The sequence below is a fragment of the Wenzhouxiangella sp. AB-CW3 genome (assembly GCF_014725735.1).
Taxonomy (GTDB): domain Bacteria; phylum Pseudomonadota; class Gammaproteobacteria; order Xanthomonadales; family Wenzhouxiangellaceae; genus Wenzhouxiangella.
Genome location: NZ_CP061368.1, coordinates 3,534,953 through 3,559,536, shown reverse-complemented (window position 1 = coordinate 3,559,536; position 24,584 = coordinate 3,534,953). Strand labels below are relative to the sequence as shown.

Here is a 24,584-nt window from a genome sequence, read left to right as displayed (position 1 = left end):
GCTACAGCCGCAACTTGTCGAGTAGCCAGATACGAACGGCCTGCCAGTCGCGTACCACCGTGCGCGGCGTGATCTGCAGTATCCGGGCTGTTTCGGGAACCGTCAGCCCGGCGAAGTAGCGCAGTTCCACCAGCTGCTCGTGGCGCGGGCGGACTTCGGCCAGCCGATCGAGTAACTGATGAATGGCGAGAACCTCGGCCGGATTGCCGATGCCGTGATCGGACAAGGCGGGTGCCTCAGCTTCCAGCGACACGACCTGGCCGTCACCTCGCTTCCGGGCCAACTGGTGGCGCGCCTCGTCGGCAAGAATGAAGCGCATAGCGCGCGCGGCGATGAGAAAGAAGTGCCGGCGATCATTCCAATCAACATCTGCTCCGACCAGGCGCAGGTAGGCCTTGTTGACCAGGCTGGTGGCGTCATGACGCGCGTCGCGGCCGCTGTCACGCAGCGCACTGCGTGCCAGGTTCTTCAGATCGAAATAGACAATCGACCAGAGTCGTTCATCCGCTCCGGCATAGCCACGCTGCCAGTCCTGCAACAGGCGCGTGACTTCGCCAGCTTGAGAGTGCTCCTGCATGCTCGGGTCCCAACTACTTGCCCCCCAAGCTTTTTTTGGTTCTGGCCCAGTGGCGCCAGTTCCATCGACTATGCAATAGGCCCGAATGCTTGTCAAACACGACACGCTTGCTGGCATGGCTAGTCCGGGTAGTCTGGCTGACACGGCCCAGAAGTGTTTCGTTCGCGGCAGTGCCGTGGTCAGTAGCCGGGCTCTGTTCGCCCTGATGTGTTTCGGCGAAAAGGTGCCTATTTCAATACGCAGGTGTACGGTGGCTGCTGGCGATCAGTGATGCATGCACTTCTCTCTGCAGTCGGTACAATACGGGGTTTGCATAATAGTCAACGCCCCGCGAGAGGACAGGCATGGTTCAACAGTATCCCCATCCGGATGATCTGGATCCGCAGGAGACACGGGAGTGGCTGGAGTCGCTGGCCGCCGTGGTCGATCGTGATGGCCCGGAGCGGGCACATTTCATTCTCGATCGCCTGGTCGAACTGGCCCGGCGCAGTGGCGCCCACCTGCCGTTTGATCTGACCACTGCCTATATCAACACCATTCCACCGCATCGCCAGCCGAGCATGCCCGGCGACCGCGCTCTTGAAAAACGCATCAAGCATATGATTCGCTGGAATGCCATGGCCATGGTAGTGCGGGCTGCGCGGCGTGGCGGCGAGCTCGGCGGTCATATCTCCAGTTTTGCCTCGGCGGCCACGCTCTACGATGTTGGATTCAACCATTTCTTCAAGGGGCCGGACCACGAAGACGGCTCGGACCTGCTCTATATTCAGGGCCACTCCTCGCCCGGCATCTATGCCCGTGCTTTTCTTGAGGGTCGGCTGACCGAGGAGCAGCTCGACGGTTTTCGCCAGGAAAGTGATGGCGAGGGCCTGAGTTCCTATCCGCATCCCTGGCTGATGCCGGATTTCTGGCAGTTCCCGACCGTCTCGATGGGCTTGGGCCCCATCATGTCGATCTACCAGGCGCGTTTCCTCAAATACATGCACAATCGCGGCCTTGTCGATGCGAGCAAGCGCAAGGTATGGAGTTTCCTTGGTGATGGCGAGATGGACGAGCCGGAATCGCTGGGCGCGATTTCGCTGGGTGGGCGCGAGAAACTCGACAACCTGGTCTGGGTGGTCAACTGCAACCTGCAGCGCCTGGACGGGCCGGTGCGGGGCAATGGCAAGATCATCCAGGAGCTCGAGGGCGTGTTCCGGGGCGCGGGCTGGAACGTGATCAAGGTGATCTGGGGATCTTACTGGGATCCGCTGCTGGCGCGTGATCACAAGGGCCTTCTGCGCAAACGCATGGAGGAGGCACTGGATGGCGACTACCAGAAATACAAGGCCAACGATGGCGCCTACGTGCGTGAGCACTTCTTTGGTGCCTACGACGAACTTCGGGAAATGGTCGCCGACCTGTCGGACGAGGATGTCTGGCGCCTGAATCGTGGCGGCCACGATCCGAACAAGGTTTACGCCGCCTACCATGCGGCCACCAACCATACGGGCCAGCCGACCGTGATTCTGGCCAAGACCATCAAGGGATATGGTCTCGGACAGTCCGGCGAGGGTCAGAACATCTCGCACCAACAAAAGAAGCTCGACGATGAAGGGGTGAAGTACTTCCGCGATCGCTTCAATGTGCCGGTCCCGGACGACAAGCTGGGCGAAGTGCCCTACTACCACCCCGGCGAGGATTCCGAGGAAGTGCGCTACTTGAAAAAGCGCCGCGAGGAACTCGGCGGCTTTCTGCCGCAACGCCGGGTCGAGGCCAAGGCATTGAAGGTGCCCGAGCTCAAGGCGTTCGAATCCATCATGAAGGATACCGGAGAGCGCGAAATATCGACCACCATGGCTTTCGTTCGGGCACTCGCCGTGATGCTCAGGGACAAGAACATCAAGGAGAACATCGTCCCGATTATCTGCGACGAGGCGCGCACCTTCGGCATGGAAGGGCTGTTTCGACAGATCGGCATCTACGCACCGTTCGGCCAATTGTACGATCCGGTCGATTCCGAGCAGCTGGCCTACTACAAGGAAGATCAGCAGGGACAGGTGTTGCAGGAAGGCATTACCGAAGCCGGTTCGATGAGTTCCTGGATTGCCGCGGCAACCAGCTACGCCACCAATGGCGTGCCCATGATTCCGTTCTACATCTTCTACTCGATGTTCGGATTCCAGCGTATCGGCGACCTGGCATGGGCGGCCGGCGACATGCGTGCACGCGGCTTCCTGATTGGTGGCACATCGGGCCGGACCACGCTCAATGGCGAGGGTCTGCAGCACGAGGATGGTCACAGCCACGTAATGGCCGGTACCGTGCCCAACTGCGTCAGCTACGATCCGACCTTCGCCTACGAACTGGCCGTGATCGTTCAGGACGGCCTGAAACGCATGTATGCGCAGGGCGAGGATGTCTATTACTACATCACGGTGCTCAACGAGAACTATCACCACCCGCAAATGCCCGAGGGTGCCGAGGAAGGCATTCGCCGGGGCATGTACCTGTTCCGCGAGCCACAAACCTCGCAGGTGCAGCTCATGGGCAGTGGCTCGATCCTGCGCGAAGTGATTGCTGCGGCGGATCTCCTGGAAAAGGACTTTGGCGTTCATGCCAACATCTGGTCGGTTCCTGGCTTCAACGAGATCAGAAGAGAGGGCCACGAGGTGTCACGTCGCAATCGCCTCAACCCGGATCAGCCGGCGAAAACGCCGTGGATTACCGCATTGCTGAAGGACAGGGAAGGCCCGGTGGTCGCCGCCACTGACTACGTGCGGGCCTATGCCGACCAGGTACGCGAGTTCATTCCCCAGGATGACTATATCGTGCTGGGCACCGATGGGTTCGGGCGCTCCGATACGCGCGAGAACCTGCGCAGCTTCTTTGAGGTGGATCGCAGGCACGTGGCCTGGGCCGCGCTGGTCGGGCTGAATCGCCAGGGCAAGTTCAGCGACGATGATCTGCTCAAGGCCCGCAAGAACCTGGATATCGATCCCGACAAGCCCCTGCCACTGAAGGTGTGACGGGCCGGATGAGCAGGTCGGGCGCCAATCCCGACCGATGCGATACAGGACAGAACCGAGACGAATGTCATGAGTGATAAGCAAGAAATCAAGGTGCCGGATATCGGCGACTTCGACAAGGTGCCGGTCATCGAGGTGCTGGTGTCGGTTGGCGACGAGGTCGAGAAGGAAGATTCGCTGGTCACGCTGGAGTCGGACAAGGCGACCATGGAAGTGCCGTCGTCGGAGTCCGGCAAGGTTGTCGAAGTGAAGGTCGCCGAAGGCGACGAGGTCGGCGAGGGGGATGTGATTGCGGTGGTCGAGGTTTACGAAAGCGCCGGGGATGCGTCTGAAGGGGGTGACGAGGACGGGAAGTCGGGAGACGAGAGACGGAAGCCGGAAACCGCTTCCAGCCCGGGAGCCCCGGATACTCATTCCCCGCCGGCGCGTGCCGACGGCAACCAGGCCGTGCCGGGCTGGAAGGATGATGTGCCGCCGCCCCCGGTGCCGTTCGATGAAATGGACCGCGAACCAGGCAGCCTGCCGCATGCCTCGCCCTCGGTGCGCAAGCTGGCGCGCGAGTTGGGGGTCGAGCTTTCCGGTGTCAGCGGCTCGGGCCGCAAGGGGCGCATTACCGAAGACGACCTCAAGGCGCACGTCAGGCAGGCTATGGAGTCGGGCACGGCCACCGCAGGCGGCGCGGGTGGCGCGGGGCTGAATATTGCGGCTCCACCGCAAGTCGATTTTTCGAAGTTCGGTGAGGTCGAGGAAGAAAAGCTCTCGCGTATCAAGCGGATTTCCGGTCCCAACCTGCATCGCAACTGGGTTTCGATTCCGCACGTGACGCAGTTCGACGAGGCCGATGTCACCGAGATGGAAGCCTTCCGCAAGGCCAGCAAGCAGCAGGCCGAGGCCGCGGGCACCAAGATGACGCCGCTGGTGTTCCTGATCAAAGCCGTGGTCGCGGCCTTAAAGGAGTTCCCGCATTTCAATGCGTCGCTGTCCAACGATGGCGAGGTGCTGATCAGGAAGAAATACTTCCATGTCGGCGTGGCCGTCGACACGCCCAACGGGCTGGTTGTGCCGGTGCTGCGCGACTGCGACCAGAAGGGCCTGATCGAGCTGGCCCACGAGCTGACCGATCTGTCCACGCGCGCCCGCGACGGCAAGCTCAAGGGCGATGAGATGAAGGGCGGCTGCTTCTCCATCTCCAGCCTGGGCGGCATTGGTGGAACGGCCTTCACGCCCATCATCAATGCGCCCGAGCTGGCCATTCTGGGCGTGTCGCGATCGGAGATGAAGCCGGTGTGGGATGGTGAGCAGTTCCAGCCGCGCCTGATGCTGCCCCTGTCGTTGTCCTACGACCACCGGGTCATCGATGGCGCCGATGCGGCACGCTTTACCCGCTTCCTGGCCGAGCAGCTCGAAGACCTGCGCCGGCTGCTGTTGTAGCCGCCATGGCCGAGCGCGGCTCGCACAACCCGGGTTTCGGCATGATGCTGGTCGCCGCGGTCGGGTTTCTGGCGCTGCTGACCTGGTTTTTCGCCGGCGTGGTCGACGACCGTGCCAACCCCAACCGCCAGGTGCAAAGCCAGATCGTCAATGGAGCGGTTGAAGTGGTGCTGGAGGCCGATCATCAGGGTCACTTTGTCGCCACCGGCCAGATCAACGGGCACGAAGTGCGTTTCCTGGTCGATACCGGGGCCACGCTGGTCTCGGTGCCCGAGGCACTGGCTGATCGGCTGGGGCTGGAAAAAGAGGCCCCCATCCGGCTGGAAACGGCCGGTGGTACGGTGCAGGGCTGGTTGACCCGGCTCGAAGAGGTTCGCCTGGGTGATATCGTCCAGCGTGATGTCCGGGCCAGTATCAACCCCGGGCGTCATGAAAGCGTCCTGCTGGGCATGAGTTTCCTGCGCGACCTGGAAATGACCCAGCGCTCGGGCGAACTGCGCCTGGTGGCCGAGTAGGGGACAGGGACCAGAACGGTAGGTCGGGGTTGCATCCCCGACGGACGACACATCAACCATGATCATCCGTGCCGATGTGCGCCGAGATCCGATGGGTTGATGCGCGCATCCAGACAGACACGATAACGAGACGAATGCCATGAGTGAAAACAAGGAAATCAAGGTTCCCGACATCGGCGATTTTGACAAGGTGCCGGTCATCGAGGTGTTGGTCACCGCCGGTGACGAGGTCGAAAAAGAGGACTCGCTGGTCACGCTGGAGTCCGACAAGGCGACCATGGAAGTGCCGTCATCGGAGTCCGGCAAGGTCGTCGAGGTGAAGGTCTCCGAGGGCGACGAAGTGGGCGAGGGGGATGTGATTGCGGTGGTCGAGGTATCCGAAGACTCAGGGGAAGCATCGGATGATCACGACTCCGGTGACGAAGGTGATCGGGACTCGGATGAAGAGGGGGAGACGGAAAGCAAGATAGGTGAGAAGGGTGCCGGCGACTCTGACGAAGCCCGCCCTGAAACCCGAAACCTGAAACCCGAAACCGATCATTCCTTCGACTTCGACCTGGTCGTGCTCGGCTCCGGCCCTGGCGGCTACACCGCTGCCTTCCGCGCGGCCGACCTCGGCCTGAAGGTCGCGCTGATCGAGCGTTATCCGTCGCTGGGTGGCGTGTGCCTGAACGTGGGCTGCATTCCTTCCAAGGCGCTGCTGCACGTCGGTCAGGTCATCGATGCCGCCCAACACCTGGGTTCGCACGGGGTGAAGTTCGGCCAGCCGGAACTCGATATCGACAAGCTGCGTGAGTTCAAGGATGAGGTCGTCGGCAAGCTCACCGGCGGTCTGGGCGGCATGGCGAAGAAACGCAAGGTCGAGGTGATCCAGGGCGAAGGGCGGTTCGCCGGTGAACAGGAACTGGCCATCGAGCATGACGGCGAGAAGAAGACGATCAGTTTCAATCAGTGCATCATCGCCGCCGGTTCGCGGGTGATCGAGATTCCGGGGATCCCCTGGGATGACGAGCGCGTAATCGATTCCACCGGGGCGCTGGAGCTGAAAGACGTACCCGAGCGTCTGCTGGTCATCGGCGGCGGCATCATCGGTCTGGAAATGGCCTGCGTGTACCGTGCCCTGGGCGCGAAAGTGACCGTGGTCGAGCTGATGGACCAGCTCATGCCCGGCGCGGATCCCGACCTGGTCAAGCCGCTGCACCAGCATCTGAAGAAGCAGGGCGTCGAGTTTCATCTGAAGACGAAGGTGGAGAAAGTCGAGGCCGGGGATTCGGTCCTTACTGCGCATTTTGATGGCGACAAGGCTCCCGATTCCGAAGCATTCGATCGCGTGCTGGTGTGCGTCGGCCGCCGACCCAACGGTGATCGCATCGATGCCGACCAGGCCGGCGTGAAGGTCGACGACAAGGGCTTCATCAAAGTCAATGGCCAGATGCGAACCAATGCCGACCACATCTTCGCCATCGGCGATATCGTCGGCCAGCCCATGCTCGCGCACAAGGCCAGCTACGAAGGCAAGGTCGCCGCCGAAGTGGCCGCCGGCGAGAAGCGTGCTGCCGATGCGCGGGTCATTCCATCGGTGGCCTATACCGACCCGGAAGTGGCCTGGGTGGGCCTGACCGAACAGCAGGCCAAGGACGGCAGCCTGGATTACGGCATCGGCAAGTTCCCGTGGGCTGCCTCGGGCCGGGCATTGGGCATGGATCGTTCCGAAGGCTTTACCAAACTGATTTTTGACAACAAGTCCGGTCGACTGGTGGGCGCCGGCGTGGTGGGCCTGCATGCCGGCGACCTGATCGCCGAGCTGGGCCTGGCCATAGAAATGGGCTGTGATGCCGAGGACATCGGGCTGACCATTCATCCGCATCCGACGCTGAGCGAGTCGGTGATGATGGCCGCCGAAGCCTATGAAGGCACGATTACCGACCTGTATATGCCTAAGAGAGGGTGAAAGGTGAAAGGGCCAAAGCCTTACGGTTTCAGGGGGAATAGCCAGGGTACGACGATGAGGGTGGCGATGAGGATCAGGCACTGCAACGGAATGCCGGCGCGGGCGAAGTCGCCGAAGCGGTAGCCGCCGGGATTGAGCACCAGGGTGTTGACCGGAGAGGCCACCGGGGTGGCAAATGCCGTGCTGGCGGCAATGGCCACGGTCATCATGAAGGGATAGGGGCTCAGTTCCATGGCCATCGCGGCCTGCAGGGCAACCGGGGCGATCAGTACCGTGGTGGCGGTGTTGGAAATGACCTGGCTGAAGGCCGAGGTGATGATGAACAGCGCGGCCAGTATGACCAGCGCACCGTGGCTCTCTGACAGCCCGAACAGCCAGTCGGCTGCCAGCTCCAGCCCGCCGGTATTGTCCAGCGCGGTGGCCATGGGCATGATGGCCGCGATCAGGACCACGCTTTCCCAGTTGATGTGGCGATAGGCCTCCAGGCCGTCGAGGCAGCGCGTGAGCACCAGCACGCTGGCGGCAGCCAGCACGGCAATCACGTTGGGAACGAGATCAAAGGTCATGGCCACCAGCATCAGCAGCATGACCGCCATGGCCACCGGCGCCATTCCGGTCCTTCGGGACTCGGCCTGTCCGTCAACGCCGAGCAGCACCAGGTCGCGCGCGTCGCGGGCCACATTGTTGAGGTTGCTTCGCTTGCCGGTGACCAGCAGAACGTCGCCCACCCCCAGCTTGCGATCGAGGTCGACCATGCTGCCCTTCCCGCCATTGGGGCGCTGGCCGAGCACGGTCACGCCGGCGCCACTGTGCAGGCGCAGTTCCCGCAGGGTCTTGCCGATCCAGCGTGAACGCGGCGGCACCAGGGCGTCGACCAGGCTGAGTGGTGCCGGCAACTCCGGTTGCCATTGGTCGAACTCCAGCGACATGTCGGCCACGGCCTGCTCGATCTGTTCCGGATCGCCGCTCAGGTACAAATCATCGCCCGAGAGCATCGGTGTGCCGGGTTCGGGCCGCCGGGTAAACCGGCCGCGACGGGTCTGGCTGGTGATGGCGAGTACGCTGACCTGGTAGCGTGAGCGCAGGCCGCAACCGGACACGCTCTGCCCGGCCAGGGGGGAGCTTGCCGGCAGGCGGACCCTGGCCAGCCCTTTCTCAAGTCCGTATTCGGTGAACAGGTCGAACCAGTGAGGGCCGGTTTCGACCTCCTCGGCCCGTTTCCTCGCCGGCACCAGCCAGGGACTGACCAGTACCATGAACACGATGCCAATGGCCAGCATGACCAGCCCCGGCGCGGTGTAATCGAAAAAGGCGAAGGGCTCCAGGCCGGCCTGCCTGAGCTGGCCGGCCACGATCAGGTTGGGTGGCGTGCCGATCAGTGTCAGCATGCCGCCCAGCAGGGCGGCGAAAGCCAGCGGGATCAGCAGTCGGGAGGGGCTGATGCCGCGTGAACGGGCGATGGCGATGACCACCGGCAACATCACTGCGACGGTTCCGGTGGAGCTGAGAAACCCCGACAGCACGGCTGTGGTCAGCATCAGTACCGCAACCAGCCGCGCCGGGCTTTGCCCGGCCAGCCGCTCGACCCCCCGCCCCATGGCGTCGGCCACGCCGGTCTTGAACAGGGCCGCGCCGACCACGAACAGGCCGGCAATCATCAATACCACGGGGTCGGAAAAGCCGGCCAGTGCTTCCTCGGTCGAAATCACGCCGGCAAAGACCAGGGCCAGCAATGCCATGACGGCCACCAGGTCCAGCCGTAGCCGGTTGCTGACGAACAGCGCCAGGGTCAGGCCAAGAATGACCAGGACGATGATCAGGTCGGTGGGCATGGTTGCTGTCGGTGAGTTCCCGCGATTCTTACGTGCAGTCTACCGCGGCGACATTCATCGGGTTGGGGTATGCTCGACACCCCTGGATTCATGGTTGGAAGACTGAAGATGGCAAATGCAATCAGAATACTGGCCGTGCTGGCGCTGCTGGCGCTGCTGGCCGGCTGCGGTGGCGAGAGTGAGCGCGAGACCCGGGACAGCGAGGTGCCAGCTGACGAGGCCGTCAGCGAGAGCCTGCACGACTTCTTTGAGCGTATCGAGACCGAGCGTGCCGAACTCAGCCCGCAGACCAAGGCGGCTGCAGTCGCCGGTACCGAGCGTGAGGCCGACTATCTTGGGCGCCTCGACATCCCCTCGATCGAGCGCAGCGAAGCGGAGCTTGCCATGGCCAGGCGGCATCGCGATGAGCTGGCCCGATTCGATCGCGACAGCCTGGAGGGTCAGGACGCTCTGTCGTGGGACATCATGGCCTGGCAACTCGACCAGCGGATCACCGGTGCCGATTACCTCTGGCACGATTTTCCGATCAACCAGCTCATGGCTGTGCACAACCAGTTGCCTGCGTTCATGACCGATCAGCACCCGCTGCGCGGAGATGAAGATGTGGATTTCTATATCCAGAGAATCCAGCAGTTTCCCGAGGTGTTTCAGGGTGCGATCGAGGTCGTCGCCTACCGTGCCGAACAGGACCTGTATCCGCCGCGTTTCGCGCTGGAAAAGACCGCGCGCGATGCGCGCCAGTTTGTCGCAGGCGATGCGGCCGACAATCCGCTGGTCGATCGATTCATCGCTCGTGCCGATCATGCCGGTGTGTTGTCCGATGAGCGACGTGCCGGGCTGGAGGATGAGCTCGCTCGTGCGGTACGCGAATACGTGGTGCCGGCCTACGAGGTCTTTGCCGATTATCTCGAAGGCCTGATCGAGCAGGCCGATTCCAATAATGGAATCTGGCGTCTGCCCGACGGTGAAGGGTATTACCGCTGGCTGCTCAAGGGTCATACCACGACGACCAAGTCGGCCGAGGAGATTCATGACCTGGGGCTGGCCGAGGTCGAGCGGCTGGAAGGAAAGATGCACGAGATTCTGTGCAAGCAGGATCGCTGCGACGGCACGGTGGGTGAGCGGATGGCCGAGCTCAATGCCGACGATCGCTTCCTGTTCGAAGACAGTGACGCCGGACGCGAGGAGATACTCCAGGCCTACCGCGAGATGGCCGAGACTGCCGAGCAGGCGCTCGATGGCTGGTTTCATGATGGGCCGACCGCCGGGCTGGAGGTGCGTCGGGTACCCGAGTATCGCGAGGACACGGCGTTTCGTGCCTACTACATGCGCCCGGCCGCCGACGGTTCGCGGCCAGGCGTGTTCTTCGCCAATCTGCGCAGTGTCGAGGAGCATCCGCGTTTTGCCATGCCCACGCTGACCCACCACGAGGCCGTGCCGGGCCATCACCTGCAGATCAGTCGCATGCAGGCGATGGATGATGTGCCATCGTTCCGTCGCACGCTGGGCCTGCATGCCCATGCCGAGGGCTGGGCACTTTACGCCGAGTACCTGTCTGCCGAGATGGGGTTGCTTGACGACCCCTACGACGACCTCGGCCGCCTGCAGGCCGAACTGTTCCGGGCCGTCCGACTGGTGGTCGATACCGGCATGCATCATCATCGCTGGTCGCGCGAGCGCGGCATCGAATACATGCTCGAGACCACCGGCATGCCGCGAAGCGATGTCGTTGCCGAGATCGAGCGCTACCTGGTGATACCGGGGCAGGCCTGTGCCTTCAAGATCGGCATGATGCGCATTCAGGCGATGCGCGAGCGCGCCGCGGATGCCCTTGGCGAGGCATTCGACATCCGTGACTTCCATCGCGTGATCCTGGACAACGGGGCCATGCCCTTGGACTTGCTGGATGGCGTGGTCGACCAGTGGATCGGAGCCGGCGGCGGTCCGGACTGGGTGTTGGATTCTGAATAACTCTGCGCATGTCGTTCAGAGGAAAACAGACGATTCACCACAGAGACACAGAGAGCACAGAGAAAATCTGAAAAAAGATCGATCTTTCATTAATTGCTCTCTGTGTCTCTGTGGTGAAAATCTCTTGTTCCTGCTACGACAGAGTCTCGGGGACCGGGCCAAGGCTCCCTAGAAAATTCTCCAGCCGGCCCAGATCAGGCAGAAGATCACCAGAAACGCGAAGCCGCTCCAGGCCAGCAACATCAGGCGCGGCCCCGGGCGGTGCTCGACGGGCATGTGCTCGCTGGTCACGACTCGAATGTTAAGCCACGCCAGCAAGGGGGCGGCCAGAAACGACACCGTGGTGGCGAAATCGATCAGGCGGGTGAAGTGATCGCCGAAGTAGTGAATGATGATCATGGCGCCAATGGTCACCAGCAACAGCACCGTGATGTAGCGTCCGCGGTGCATGTTGGGCGCCTCGTCCTTGTCGTCGGCCGCGCCGCTGATCTCGATCAGCGCACGGACCACCCGCGGATAGGCATCGGTCACGGCCAGCGTGGTCGAGAACATGGTGGTCAGCGCGGCAACGGCGATGATCGGGCGCGCCCACTCGCCCAGGCTGACAGCGTACAAGTCGACCAGCGAGGCGGAGAAGGCAACCGCTGATTCGGGCAGTGCGTTGCCGCTGCCATGCATGACCAGTGCTCCGAGCAGCAGGAACAGGACCGCCAGCACGGTCGCGCCGAAATAGCCGATGCGAAAGTCGGTAATGGCGTGCTCGACACTGGGGCGGTGCCCGGTCTGCTCGGCCCGTTCCAGGGACCACAGCGAATGCCAGGCAGCCACGTCAAGTGGAATCGGCATCCATCCAAGCAGGGCGAGCACGAAGGCAAAACCGGCTGCCGTCCAGACCGCCTCCCACCCGAATGTCGGGTGCAGTGCATCCCAGTTCGGTTCACCGCCGAAGGCGAAGACAACCGCCGCCAGAGTGGAGACGGCCAGTGCCGCCATGATGACTTTCATGATCAGGTCCAGCCCCTGGTAACGGCCGATCGTCAGGATCACGATACAGCCGACCAGGACGGCGAAAGACAGCTGCGTGAGATTCCAGTCCAGTCCGAACACCATGCCGGCCAGGCCGGCGGTCACCAGCGTCACGCTGGCCTGGATGATGAACATCGTACCGAGCGTAATGAGGGTGAACAGCCCCAGGGCCCAGTCGCCCAGCCGGCGATAACCGCTGATCAGGCTCTGCCCGGTCGCCGCGGCATAGCGGGGACCGAACTCGAGAAAGGGGTATTTGAGTATGCACGCGACCAGCACCACGCCCAGCAATGCCAGTCCGTACTCGGCACCGGCCCGGGTTGATTGCACCAGGTGTGACACGCCAACCGCGGCCCCGGCCATCAGCAGTCCCGGCCCCAGCGCTGCCAGCAGTCCCGAAGTTCTCCCTTTCATGATCTTGCCCGTCGCTTGCGGTGAGTTCGAAGCGCAAACCATACCCGATTAGGCCGAACCAGGCAGCGCCAGTGGCCGCCAAGGTCGCGAGGAAAGCCGGCAATCAGGTAGCATGGTGATGGATGCGCCCGTAGCTCAACTGGATAGAGCACCAGGCTTCGAACCTGGCGGTTGGGGGTTCGAGTCCCTCCGGGCGTGCCACCATTGACCCTGCAGTGCTGCAATCATGCCGGGTGCTTGCAAAAATTAAGATTCTGTTCATATCATACAAGCGTGGACTATTAGGAGCTGCACCATACTCCACAGTATCGTAGAACCACCCACCTCTGCTTTGGGGAGTCAAAATGATGAAGTCATGCCGTTACATGGCGCTTGCGCTCGTGCCCCTGCTCTTCCTGGTCGGTTGCGGCGGGAGTTCGGACGTCGAACGGGCCACACCCGCGCCACCTGTCACCAATCCCGAGGGACGCCCTGTCGACGGTGTCATCACCGCCCGCTTTGATCCGGGCGAAGGGGATATCCCGTTTCCCAACAGCCTGCTGCTACAGGGGACGGCCGACCTGACCCTGAATCTGCCGGTCGACGATCCCACCGACTTCAGCAATCCGCAGGTCGCATTGAGCAAGCTTGACGGCTTCAGTACCGTCGCTCCCTGGACTTTCAGCTTCTCCACCGCGCCGGATCCCGACTCCATCGTGCCGGGCAGCAGTGTGCGTTTCTACGAAGTGAGCTTCGCGCAGGGAACCGCGGCGGTCACGGGTGTCAACCGCGAACTCGTGCCGGGCCAGGATTACGTGGCCACCATCGCCCCTTCCGATCCCACCGGCCGCACGGTCGCTATCGTGCCGCTGCGTCCATTGCAGGAAATGACCGGCTACATGGCCGTGGTCACCGACGGCATCCGCGATGAACGCGGCAACCCGGCCACGGCGGCCCAGCCCTACCACCTGTCCAAGCGCCCCGACCCGCTGGTCGATGAGCAGGGCCAAAGCACCGATCCCCTGCTCGACAACGAAACCGCCGGTGCGCTGGAGGGCCTGCGTCAGCTGACCAATACGCACCTGGCCGCAGCCGGCAGCCAGGGGGTTGATCCCGACAGCGTGGTGCTTTCTTTCACGGCGACCACCCAGTCGATTACCCCGGTGCTTGAACGGGTCCGCTCCGCGGCCAGGCCGACCTCGAGCCAGATTGCCCGCGCCTGCGTAGCTCCGGACACCTGCCTGACCACGGCCGACGTGCTGCCGCCGGGCGCATCGCCGGGCATTGCCGATCTCTACATCGGCGTGGTCGAACTGCCTTACTACCTGGGCATTCCGGAAGGGCCCACCGATCCCACGCCCCTGAGCCAGTTCTGGCAGGCCGAGCCCGGTGCCTACGTCCCGCCGTTCGACGATGCCGATCTGGACCCGAACTCCACCAGCCTGACCGTTGCCAACCCCATGCCGGTGGAAACCGGTCGCCAGATTGCACCGGTACTGATGAGCGTGCCCAACGAACAGTCCGGGTTTGATCGTCCGACAGCCGGCTGGCCGGTCGTGATCTTCCAGCACGGCATCACGGGTGATCGTTCACAGATGCTGGCGCTGGCCGACGCCATGGCGACCATCGGTTTTGCCGTTGTGGCCATCGACATGCCCCTGCACGGCATCACGGAAACCGATCCGAGCGAGCCGCTGGGCGCACTTTACGTCGGCAACACTCCATTCGGCGAGATCGCCACCGAGCGTACTTTCGACCTCAGGCTGGGCGATGGCCAGACCATCGACGACTCCGGTGAATGGTTCATCAACCTGCAGAACCTGCTGGTCTCGCGCGACAACCTGCGTCAGGCCCAGGTCGACCTGTCGACACTGGCGCTCAATATTCCCCAAATGGACTTGACCGGCGACGGGGTGAGCGATCTGGATGGATCCAGCATCCAGTTTGTCGGCCTGTCGCTGGGCGGCATGGTCGGTACACCGTTCCTGGCCGTGGAGGACACCGTCAACAATGGCGTGCTGTCGGCTTCGGGCGGCGGCATCGCCAACCTGCTGGCCGGGTCCGATACTTTCGGACCGGTCATTCGCGCCGGGCTTGAGCAGGCTGGCGTTGAGCCCTTCTCCCCGGACTACTACCAGTTCCTGCTGGCCGCCCAGACCGTCATCGATGCGGCCGACCCGATCAACTGGGGCGCTCAGGCCGTGCTCACCAACAGCGTGCTGATTCAGCAGATTGCCGGTGACGCGGTGGTTCCGAATGCCGTTTCCGGTGCACCGCTTTCCGGTACCGAGCCTTTGATCGCGGTCATGGGTCTCGACCCGATCGTCGAGACCACCACCGACCCGATGGGTATCCGCGGTGCGGTAAGAATGCTTGAAGGCGGGCATGGCTCGCTGCTCGACCCGGGCGCCTCGCCGGCGGCCACGGCGGAACTGCAGGGCCAGGCCGCCAGCATGGCAGCCTCCGGTGGCGCCCAGGTCGTCATCGGCAACCCGACCATCATCCAGACCGACTGACAGGAGATCGAGACCATGAAAAACAATGCACTCAAATCACGTCGGCACGGTCTGAAGAAGCTGCGCCCGGCCCTTCTGGCCTGCGCCGTGGGCCTGGCACTGTCGGCCCAGCAGGCTTCCGCCCTGGATCTGAGTTTCGGCGATGTCCGCGTCACCCTGGACAACACAGTCAGCTACGGCGTCGGCTTCCGCGTACAGGACCGTGACGAAGACCTGGTCGCCAAGTCGCACTTCAATCCGGCCATTTCCCAGGCGTCCATACAGGACCAGATCGCCGCGCCAGGCCGGTTTTCGGCCAACAGCGACGATGGCAACCTGAACTTCGACCAGTGGGACCCGATCTTCAATGCTGCCCGCATCACATCGGAGCTCGATATCAGCTACCGCAACGTTGGTGCTTTCGTGCGCGGCAACTACTTCTACGATTTCACGCTCAACAGCATGGACGAGTTGTCAGAAGGCGCGAAGGATCGTGTTGGCGAACGCGGTCGTGTTCTCGATGCTTACGTCTTCGGCGACTTCGATGTGGGCGATCGTGTGCTGTCTCTCCGGGCCGGTCGACAGGTTGTGAGCTGGGGCGAGAGTACTTTTATTGCCGGGGGTATCAACACGATCAACCCGGTCGATGTGACCGCCCTGCGCACCGCCGGTGCCGAGTTGCGTGATGCCTTCCTGCCGCTGAACATGCTCTGGGGCAGTTTTGATCTGACACCCAACCTCTCGCTCGAAGGGGTGGCCATGTTCGAATGGGGCCGCGTCGAGGCCGAACCGGTAGGCACTTATTTCGCCACCAACGACTTTGCCACGGCCGGTGGGCGCTACGCCATGCTCAACTTTGGCTTGGTGCCCCAGCCGGTCATGAACCCCGACCTGTACGACCCGGTCTGCAACGGCGGTAATTTCGGCGCGACCGATAAACCGTTGCCCCCGGAACTGGTGGGGGCTGGGTGTTCGGCGGCCTTCCCGCGCGGTGACGACATGCGCCCGAGCGACAGTGGCCAGTGGGGCCTGGCGGCACGCTATTTCGCTCCCTGGTTCTTCGATAGCGAGCTTGGTTTCTACTACCTTCGCTACCACAGCCGGCTGCCGGTGCTTTCCGGGCAGGCAGTGACCACGACCGAACCCAGTTCCGGGCGCGTGATCGTCGAGTATCCGGAGGATATCAATCTCCTGGGTGCGAGCATGAACACCAATCTCGGCCTCTGGTCGGTCGGAGCCGAGATCAGTTATCGCGACAATCAGCCGATCCAGATCGACGATGTGGAGTTGCTGTTTGCCGGTCTGTCACCGCTCAACAGCCTTCTGCCCGAAGAGGCGCTGCATTTTCGCAGTCAGCTCGGCGAGTATGCTCCGGGTGAGTTTATCCAGGGTTACGAGCAGCGTCGTGTATCCCAGGCCCAGGCCACCTTCACCCGGCTGTTCGGTCCCGGCAACCCGCTGCGGGCCGACCAGATTACCTTCGTGGGTGAGGTCGGTGTGACCCATGTCTGGAATCTGCCGGATGAGGACGTGCTTCGTTTCGAAGGCCCGGGAACTGATACCGGGGGAGGACCGTCTATAGTGACAGGTGGCAATCTCCGCAATCCGGTAACCACGACCGACGGATTCGTGACCGATACCAGCTGGGGTTATCGCCTGTTGATTTCGCCGACCTACAACAACGTGTTCGGCACACCGTGGAACATGTCGCCGAGGCTGGCATTCAACCACGATGTCGGCGGCACGTCTCCCGGGCCGGGCGGCAACTTCGTCGAAGGGCGCAAGCAGATCACGGCCGGACTCGGCTTTGATTTCCAGGCAACCTGGCGGGCCGATATTGCCTACACGTCATTTTTCGGTGGCGGCATCAACAATCTGCTCAGAGACCGCGACTTTGTCTCGGCCTCACTGAGCTACTCATTCTGACGCGGAGGTTTTCATGCTCAAGACATTCATTCATACAGGCTCGCGAACACTGGCGAGGACAACGCTGGGTATCGCCCTGGGCAGCATGGCCGTCACCCTGGCGTTGGCCGGTGAAGCCGATGAAGGTGTGCCGCCACAGAACGAAGACTTCATCATTGAACGCACACCTGAGAACATCGCGCGTCTTGGTGAAGATCTCACGCCCATGGGTTCGATCCGGGCCGGTAACGAAGATGGCACCATCCCGGCCTGGGAAGGCGGCCTGGGCGAAGAGGACTGGCCTGATGGCTTTGAGCCCGGCGACCGGCATCCCAACCCCTTCCCCGATGACGAGCCACTGTTCGTTATCGATGGCGAAAACTACCAGGAGTATGCCGACAAACTCTCGGCCGGTCAGATCGCCACCTTCGAGCGATACCCCGACACCTACTACATGAAGGTCTATCCCACGCGCCGGACGGCCTCTTTCCCCGAGCGCACCTACGAGATGACCATGCAAAACGCCGAAACCGGTCGCCTGGTGGCCGAGGGCGAGGGTGTGGCCGATGTGGCCGAAGGTTTCCCCTTCCCGCTCCCTCAGAATGCCTACGAGCTGATGTGGAACCACAAGCTCAAGTACAAGGGCATTGGCGGCACACGCTACAACAACCAGGTGGTGCCAACCGCCCGCGGCAGCTTCCAGCTTATTCGCCTGCGTGAAGAACTGCTCGGCATGTACTACCGCGAAGGCATGACCATCGAGGATACCAACAACATCCTGCTGTACTTCTTCCAGGAAGTTGAATCCCCGGCGCGTCTGGCCGGCAATATCCTGCTGGTCCATGAAACGCTCAACCAGATCGAAACGCCGCGCCAGGCCTGGATCTACAACCCCGGTCAGCGCCGAGTGCGTCGTGCCCCCAACGTGGCCTACGACAACCCGGGTACGGCCTCCGACGGCCTGCGCACCAATGACATGACCGACATGTTCAACGGTGCCATGGACCGCTACGAGTGGGAAATCGTCGACAAGCGTGAAATGTACATCCCCTACAACTCCTACGATGCGCACAGCGGCGACATCACTGCCGACGACCTGGTTCGTCCCGGCCACCTGAATCCGGAGTACATGCGCTACGAGCTGCATCGGGTCTGGGTTGTAGAAGCCACCCTGCGTGATGGCACCCGGCATATCAATCCGCGCCGGACTTTCTACTTCGACGATGACTCCTACCAGATCGTGCTGACCGACCACTACGATCAGCGCGGCAATCTGTGGCGAGCCTCTGAAGCCCACACGATCAATTACTACGAAGTCCCGACCTACTGGTCGACCATTGAAACCCACATGGATCTGCAGTCCGGTCGTTTCCTGGCCACGGGGCTGGACAACCAGGACCCGGTCAATACGTTCAACGTCGAGCTGAGACCCAGCAATTACACGCCGCAGGCCCTGCGGACGAGAGGGCGTCGCTAGTCCGATTCCCTCAATACTGCCGGGGCCGGCTTCAATGCCGGCCCCGGTGTCTGAGCGCATCAGAACGAAGAACTTTCCGGGGTGCAAGCCATGGGTCCTCTCAAGCATTTCCTGCTGATTTCCCTTCTACTGCCGGCTGTTTCGCTGGTCTCGGCCCAGCCGGCCGATCTTGAAATCGAACCACGACCTGCCGACCCGGCGCCTCTGGCGCACAAGTCGCTGATGCTCGACATAGTCCAGGCCGGTGAGCGCTACGTGGCCGTGGGCGAACGCGGCCACGTGCTGTACTCCGACGATGGCCGGGAATGGACCCAGGCGCGCTTTGTGCCGGTTTCCGCCACCCTGGTCCGGGTCACCTACACTGATGGCCGACTCTGGGCGGTCGGTCATGACTCCACCATCATTCACAGCCGGGACCGGGGCGATACCTGGAGCCTGCAGTCCTTTGAGCCTGAATGGGAGCAACCCCTGCTCGATGTCCATTTCTTCAACGCCAACGAAGGCATTGCAATCGGAGCCTACGGCCTTTTCATGCGCACTGATGATGCCGGTCGTCACTGGGACGTGCATGAAATGATGGACCTGGTGACTTCGGAAGCCATTGATTGGCGGGAAGCTGCCGAGTCTGAAGATGAGTTTGCCGATGAAATCGGTCCTGACGAGGATGACTGGGGTCATGGAGATGATGACTGGGGTCATGGAGATGATGACTGGGACGATGAGTTCTATGATCCCGAACAGGACTTCGATCGTGGCTGCTATGAGTTCATGGAATGCCATCTCAACGCCGTGCTCGATCTTGGCGATGGGCAGATGATGATGGTGGCCGAGCGAGGCTACGGGTTTCGCAGCACCGACGGGGGCGAGAGCTGGGAGAGCTTCCGTTTTCCGTATCCGGGTTCAATGTTCGGGTTGATCCCTGCCAATGGCGGCGTGCTGGCGTTTGGGCTGCGTGGCAACGTGCAGTTCAGCGACAATTTTGGTGACAGCTGGGAGATCCTCGACACCGGTGTGTCGTCGAGTCTCATGGGTGCGACTATCGATCCCGAGGGCCGTCCGGTCATGGTGGGGGGCGGTGCCGCGGTATTGACCTTTAACCCGCAGGATGAAACCTTCCGCGTCAGGGAGGATCGCCTGGGCAGTGACTATGCCGCGGTGCTCTACACCACGGAAGGAACCCGGGTACTGGCCGGAGAGGATGGACTGAGTCATGAGTGAAGCCAACAGCCTGACACGTCGCGTCGCAGACGCTGTTTTCCGGGTTCGCCCGCTGGTTCTGCTGGTCTTCCTGCTGGGCACGGTGGCCATGGCCTTCTACGCCACCCAACTGCGTGTGGATGCCGGGTTCATGAAGCAGTTGCCGCTCGAGCACGACTTCATGCAGACTTTCCTCGATTACGAGCGGGAGTTTGGCGGCGCCAATCGCATCATGGTGGCGGTGATGGCGCGCGACGGCGAGATGTTCACGCCGGAATTCTTCGAAGATTTCGAAGAAGTCACCAATCGAGTGTTCTTCGTTCCCGGTGTCGACCGGGCCAGCGTACGTTCGATATTCACCCCCAACGTGCGTTTCGTCGAGATCGTCGAGGACGGATTCGCCGGGGGCAACGTCATCCCCGCCGATTTTTCGCCGTCGCCGGAAATGTTCGAGCGCGTACGCTCCAATATCGTCAGCTCCGGCGAAGTCGGGAGGCTGGTGTCCGAGGACTTCTCCGGCGCCATGGTGTGGGCCAACCTGCTCGAGCGGGACCCTTCGACGGGTGAAACGCTGGACTACCAGGATGTCGCCAGTCGCCTGGAAGCCATCCGGGCGGAGTTCGAGAACGAGGATCACAGCGTCCACATCATCGGCTTTGCAAAAATCGTCGGAGACATCGCCGATGGCGCGCGCGGTGTCGTGGCTTACTTCGGCGTGGCCTTCCTGATCACCGCCTTGCTGCTGTACTGGTACTCCGGTTCGATCTGGCTGACCGTGCTGCCGCTGGCCTGTTCCACGGTGGCCGTGATCTGGCAGCTTGGTGCGCTCAGCCTGCTGGGCTTTGGCATCGACCCGATGAACATCCTCACACCATTCCTGGTGTTTGCCATCGGGGTCAGTCACGGGGTGCAGATGATCAGTGGCTGGAGCGCCGAAAAGATGTTCGGCGGGCATTCGGCCGCGGGACTGGTGCAATCCGGTATTCCACTCGACGATGTTCGTCCGGCATCCAGCCTCGAGGCATCCAAGGCCACGTTTGCCCGCCTGCTGGCCCCCGGCTCGATCGCCCTGATCAGTGACACCATCGGCTTCCTGACCATTTTGCTGATCAATATCCGCATCATCCAGGAGCTGGCCATTACCGCCAGTATCGGGGTGGCGATCATCATCTTCACCAATCTTCTGCTGTTGCCCATCCTGCTGTCCTACGTGCGGCTGCGCAGGGAAGATCGTCGCCGCCGCAATGAATACGAGGCCGCGCAGAAGCCCAGCATCATATGGAACACCATTGCCTCGTTTACCCGTCCGCGGGTGGCATTGGTGGCCATCATTGCCGGTGTCGGTCTGTTCTCCTTTGGCTGGATCAAATCCCAGGACATGCAGATCGGTGATTCCCAGCCCGGCGTGCCGGAACTGCGTGAAGACGCGCGCTACAACCAGGATGCGCGCCTGATCGCCGACAAGTTCTCGCTGGGCACCGACCTGATTTCGGTGATTGCCGAGACCGTGCCGGAAGCCTGCACCGAGTCCTATGCCGTCATGGAGGCGATCGACCGCTTCTCATGGCAGATGTACAACGTCGAAGGGGTTCAGCAGGTCATTTCCCTGCCCATGGTGGCCAAGGTGGTCAACGCTGGCTGGAACGAAGGTAATTTGCGTTGGAAAGTGCTGCCGCGCAACAACTTCATCATGCGCCAGAACCTGCAGGACATCGATACCGACTCCGGTCTGCTCAATCGCGATTGCAGCGCCATCCCGATCATGATGTACACCTCCGACCACCGCGCGGAAACCATCATCCGCGTGGTCAATCGGGTACGTGAGCTGCGCGAGGAGATCTATGTCGAGGATCTGCTGGACTTCACCGGCCCCGGCGATGTGGTCGAAGGCCTGCTCGAACAGGATGACGAACCCTGCGAGGAGTGTCTGAAGTTCCGTCTTGCCACCGGCAATGTCGGGGTCATGGCGGCTACCAACGAAGTAGTGGAGAACGCCCAGACGCCGATGCTGCTCTACGTCTATTCGGCCATCATCATTCTCTGTCTGCTGACTTTCCGCTCGGTGATGGGCACCTTGTGCATCGTGCTGCCGCTGGTGCTGGTCAGTTACCTGGCCTACTCGCTGATGGCTTTCATGGGGATCGGATTGAAGGTCAATACGCTGCCGGTAGTCGCCCTGGGTGTAGGCATTGGTGTTGACTACGGCATTTACATATTCAGTCGAATGCGAAGTTTCCTGCGCGAAGGGCTGACGCTGGACGAGGCCTACATGCGCACGCTCCGGCTGACCGGCAAGGCTGTGTTCTTTACCGCCATGACGCTGGCTGTGGGCGTGGGTACCTGGCTGTTCTCCGACCTGCAGTTCCAGGCCGACATGGGAGTTCTGCTGGCCTTCATGTTCATCTTCAACATGATCGGTGCCATGCTGCTGCTGCCGGCCCTGTCCCGCGTGCTGCTGGCCTGGAAGGAGCCGGTCAAGGTTCGATAACCTCAACGAAACCTGCCGGGCGGGCATTGCTGTGCCCGCCCGGCATTCACGCGGTTCTGGTCGCTTGCCTCAGTCGCTTCAACTCAGCAAGAAAGCGCTCGGGATCTTCAGGCGAAATTACGAGCTGCCGTGACTTCCCGTAGTGCAGGACAATCCGATCCATTGATAATGCCGGGCCGGACATCAGGCATCGCTTCCTGACGGCCTGGTCGATGTCGTTATAAGCCACATGCCACCGAAAGGGACCGCTTCGAATCGTCAGTTTTTCGGGGCCCAGCAGGTAGGTGGTTTGCAAAAGGATCCAGCCCGGCAGCATGACGCCACCGGTCAGCACAGCCAGTCCGATCAGAAAATTCGTGACGGATCCCCCGGCCATGATCATAAAGCCTGCGCCCAGGCAAGCAAAGGCAGAAGCGATCAGGACGATCGCGACCCAGGTGTCGATTCGAGACTTGATCAGCATGGTCTGCTATCCCTAATGAACTGAAGTGAAAAATTATGAGTATACCGACCGACAATCCCGAAGCAGACTCGCCGCATTCGGTTGTGGTGCTGTCTTCCGGCGGCAAAGACAGTCTGTTCATGTTTCATCGGCTGAATTCCGACCCCCGTTGGCGGATCGAAGCGATGCTAACTACCGTCAACGAGCGCAACGGGCGCGTGGCCATGCATGGCACGCCAGGATCACTGCTTCGTGCCCAGGCCGATGCGCTGGGCATCCCCCTGGTCACGGTGGGTTTGCCCGAGGACTGCAACAATGCCGAGTACGAGCGACGGCTTTCTCGCGGTCTGGCCCCGTTTCGTGAGCGTGGCATCGCCCATGTTGCCTGCGGCGATCTCTTCCTGGCCGACATACGCCAGTGGCGTGAGGCGTTGTTCGAACGGTTGGGCTGGACACCGCTGTTTCCCATTTGGCAGGAACCGACCGACCGGCTGGCTCGGAAGTTGGTCGAGGATGGATGGCAACTGACCATCAGTTGTATCGACACCCACCACTTACCTGATCACTTCCTGGGCTGTCGCTTCGATCAGTCCTTTCTCGACGCGCTCCCTCCCGGCATTGATCCCTGCGGCGAGAACGGCGAGTTCCATACCTTCGTGCATGGCGGGCCGCCTTTCCGGCATTCGCTGCATTTCAGTACCGGGCGTGTCGTCGTGACGCACAACCGCTTCGCCATGCTGGAGTTGTTGCCGGTCGATCAATAGTGCTGCACGGACATGACGGCTCTTTTATTTCAGAATGCATCACAGAGACACAGAGCCTCCCTGGTCTCGGCGGTGCCGGATGCAATTGACTTGCAATCCTTATACTGTGGCCTTGGGACAAAAATACTGGAGCTGAACATGACCTTTTCGATTCCCAGGAACCTTGTTGTGGCCGCGCTTTTCACTCTTCCGATGAGCGCCCTTCTGGCGGCGTCGGACCCAGATGAGACTGTCACCTTCAACGGGCTGAAGTGGGCTCTGCAAACCAATGGTAATGACATCACCTGGCCCGATGCGATCGACTACTGCGAGCAACTTGATCTCGCCGGTCATGGCGACTGGCGATTGCCGAGCATGGAGGAACTACAGTCATTGCATGATCCGGATGCGGCAGACGGCCGCGGCATTCGCGACCCGATTCATATCGATACCTGTTGCCTGTGGAGTAACGAATCACTCGAAGACCGGCCGGCTGAGGACGGTGATGAAACCGCCGGTCCGCCCGACCGATATCACTGGGGGTTCATGTTCGACGGTGGGCTGGAGTACTACGCAGTTCACATCTTCGACGACGGCCAGGCGCTGTGTGTGCGCGACCCGGATTGATCACACTATCTACCAGTACCCGATCATCCGCCCGCAGGTGATGACCGTCAGCCAGATCAGCAGCGAGATGCCTCCGGCGAGGGCCAGGATCGTGCGATCGGCGGGTGCTTCCACAGCGCCTGCCGTGGCCCGTTTCCAGGCCGGCAATCGCGTGATGACAGCCACGTTGATCAGCCCGACCACCACCATCGGCAGCTTGATGTAGAGAAACGGATTGCCGTGGTACTCGGTGGTGTTGAAGCTCAGCATCATGATGCCGCTGATTATGGCCAGCACGAAGCCGGTCGCCGCCAGCGGTACCGTGGGGCGGGCGATGGTCGCCACCGGGATCGAACGCCACAGGCCCAGCAGTCTCAGGTCCAGCAGTGCCACGGCGCCAAACAGCAGGCCGATGCCCAGAATGTGGGCCAGGTTGACGATGCCGTAGGTCCAGATCCCCAGCCCGCGCAGCAAGTCGGCCAGCGCCGAGGCTTCCAGCCAGGCCATCCACTCGTACATTCCGTTTG

17 protein-coding genes and 1 tRNA gene are annotated in these 24,584 nt (G+C 61.8%); 13 read left to right on the top strand and 5 right to left on the bottom strand.

Annotation, left to right across the window (positions count from 1 at the left end):
* Nucleotide 1: 1 nt before the first annotated feature.
* Nucleotides 2–577 (bottom strand): ECF-type sigma factor, encoded by a 576-nt coding sequence (locus IC757_RS15360; RefSeq protein WP_190975154.1) that lies wholly within the window; start codon nt 575–577, stop codon nt 2–4.
* 344 nt (nt 578–921) lie between these two features.
* Between IC757_RS15360 and aceE the strand changes: the two genes are divergently transcribed.
* The 4 genes from aceE to lpdA all read left to right on the top strand — a co-directional run bounded on the left by aceE (nt 922) and on the right by lpdA (nt 7,482).
* Entirely contained in the window at nt 922–3,585 is a 2,664-nt protein-coding gene (aceE, locus tag IC757_RS15355) for a pyruvate dehydrogenase (acetyl-transferring), homodimeric type (protein WP_190975153.1), read from the top strand.
* Between the two features lie 69 nt (nt 3,586–3,654).
* Nucleotides 3,655–5,016, top strand: coding sequence for a dihydrolipoyllysine-residue acetyltransferase (aceF, locus tag IC757_RS15350; RefSeq protein WP_190975152.1), 1,362 nt, complete (start codon nt 3,655–3,657; stop codon nt 5,014–5,016).
* Nucleotides 5,017–5,021: 5 nt separating this feature from the next.
* The gene (locus IC757_RS15345) at nt 5,022–5,531 is read left to right on the top strand and encodes a TIGR02281 family clan AA aspartic protease (RefSeq protein WP_223846161.1); all 510 of its coding nucleotides are present in this window, start codon (nt 5,022–5,024) and stop codon (nt 5,529–5,531) included.
* A 139-nt stretch (nt 5,532–5,670) separates the two neighbouring features.
* Nucleotides 5,671–7,482, top strand: a complete 1,812-nt coding sequence (gene lpdA / locus IC757_RS15340) for a dihydrolipoyl dehydrogenase (protein WP_190975151.1) — start codon at nt 5,671–5,673, stop codon at nt 7,480–7,482.
* Nucleotides 7,483–7,502: 20 nt separating this feature from the next.
* Here lpdA and IC757_RS15335 read toward each other — a convergent pair whose 3' ends face one another.
* Nucleotides 7,503–9,314, bottom strand: coding sequence for an SLC13 family permease (locus tag IC757_RS15335; protein ID WP_223846160.1), 1,812 nt, complete (start codon nt 9,312–9,314; stop codon nt 7,503–7,505).
* Nucleotides 9,315–9,422: 108 nt separating this feature from the next.
* Between IC757_RS15335 and IC757_RS15330 the strand changes: the two genes are divergently transcribed.
* Nucleotides 9,423–11,285: a DUF885 domain-containing protein gene (locus tag IC757_RS15330; RefSeq protein ID WP_190975150.1), complete on the top strand. Its 1,863-nt coding sequence runs from the start codon at nt 9,423–9,425 to the stop codon at nt 11,283–11,285.
* Nucleotides 11,286–11,453: 168 nt separating this feature from the next.
* Here the strand turns inward: IC757_RS15330 and IC757_RS15325 are convergent, their stop codons facing one another.
* Nucleotides 11,454–12,728 carry an NRAMP family divalent metal transporter gene (locus IC757_RS15325; protein WP_411913480.1) on the bottom strand — a complete coding sequence of 425 codons (1,275 nt, stop codon included), beginning with the start codon at nt 12,726–12,728 and terminating at the stop codon, nt 11,454–11,456.
* A gap of 121 nt (nt 12,729–12,849) precedes the next feature.
* Here IC757_RS15325 and IC757_RS15320 point away from each other — a divergent pair.
* The 6 genes from IC757_RS15320 to IC757_RS15295 all read left to right on the top strand — a co-directional run bounded on the left by IC757_RS15320 (nt 12,850) and on the right by IC757_RS15295 (nt 22,266).
* Nucleotides 12,850–12,926 (top strand) — tRNA-Arg (locus IC757_RS15320).
* 143 nt (nt 12,927–13,069) lie between these two features.
* Nucleotides 13,070–15,220 carry a lipase gene (locus IC757_RS15315; protein ID WP_190975149.1) on the top strand — a complete coding sequence of 717 codons (2,151 nt, stop codon included), beginning with the start codon at nt 13,070–13,072 and terminating at the stop codon, nt 15,218–15,220.
* A 15-nt stretch (nt 15,221–15,235) separates the two neighbouring features.
* Nucleotides 15,236–17,125 (top strand): DUF1302 domain-containing protein, encoded by a 1,890-nt coding sequence (locus IC757_RS15310; RefSeq protein WP_190975148.1) that lies wholly within the window; start codon nt 15,236–15,238, stop codon nt 17,123–17,125.
* Nucleotides 17,126–17,138: 13 nt separating this feature from the next.
* Entirely contained in the window at nt 17,139–18,581 is a 1,443-nt protein-coding gene (locus tag IC757_RS15305) for a DUF1329 domain-containing protein (RefSeq protein WP_223846158.1), read from the top strand.
* A gap of 90 nt (nt 18,582–18,671) precedes the next feature.
* Nucleotides 18,672–19,799, top strand: coding sequence for a WD40/YVTN/BNR-like repeat-containing protein (locus IC757_RS15300; protein ID WP_190975147.1), 1,128 nt, complete (start codon nt 18,672–18,674; stop codon nt 19,797–19,799).
* The gene (locus IC757_RS15295; protein WP_190975146.1) at nt 19,792–22,266 is read left to right on the top strand and encodes an efflux RND transporter permease subunit; all 2,475 of its coding nucleotides are present in this window, start codon (nt 19,792–19,794) and stop codon (nt 22,264–22,266) included. Before IC757_RS15300 ends, IC757_RS15295 begins: the two co-directional genes overlap by 8 nt.
* 46 nt (nt 22,267–22,312) lie before the next feature.
* Here IC757_RS15295 and IC757_RS15290 read toward each other — a convergent pair whose 3' ends face one another.
* Nucleotides 22,313–22,729, bottom strand: coding sequence for a PH domain-containing protein (locus tag IC757_RS15290; protein ID WP_190975145.1), 417 nt, complete (start codon nt 22,727–22,729; stop codon nt 22,313–22,315).
* 35 nt (nt 22,730–22,764) lie between these two features.
* Between IC757_RS15290 and IC757_RS15285 the strand changes: the two genes are divergently transcribed.
* Both IC757_RS15285 and IC757_RS15280 read left to right on the top strand, forming a co-directional pair.
* On the top strand, nt 22,765–23,472 hold the full coding sequence (locus tag IC757_RS15285; protein WP_190975144.1) for an adenine nucleotide alpha hydrolase: 708 nt from the start codon (nt 22,765–22,767) through the stop codon (nt 23,470–23,472).
* Nucleotides 23,473–23,610: 138 nt separating this feature from the next.
* Nucleotides 23,611–24,078: a DUF1566 domain-containing protein gene (locus tag IC757_RS15280; RefSeq protein ID WP_190975143.1), complete on the top strand. Its 468-nt coding sequence runs from the start codon at nt 23,611–23,613 to the stop codon at nt 24,076–24,078.
* Nucleotides 24,079–24,087: 9 nt separating this feature from the next.
* Here IC757_RS15280 and IC757_RS15275 read toward each other — a convergent pair whose 3' ends face one another.
* Nucleotides 24,088–24,576, bottom strand: coding sequence for a DUF6644 family protein (locus tag IC757_RS15275; RefSeq protein ID WP_190975142.1), 489 nt, complete (start codon nt 24,574–24,576; stop codon nt 24,088–24,090).
* Nucleotides 24,577–24,584 lie beyond the last annotated feature (8 nt).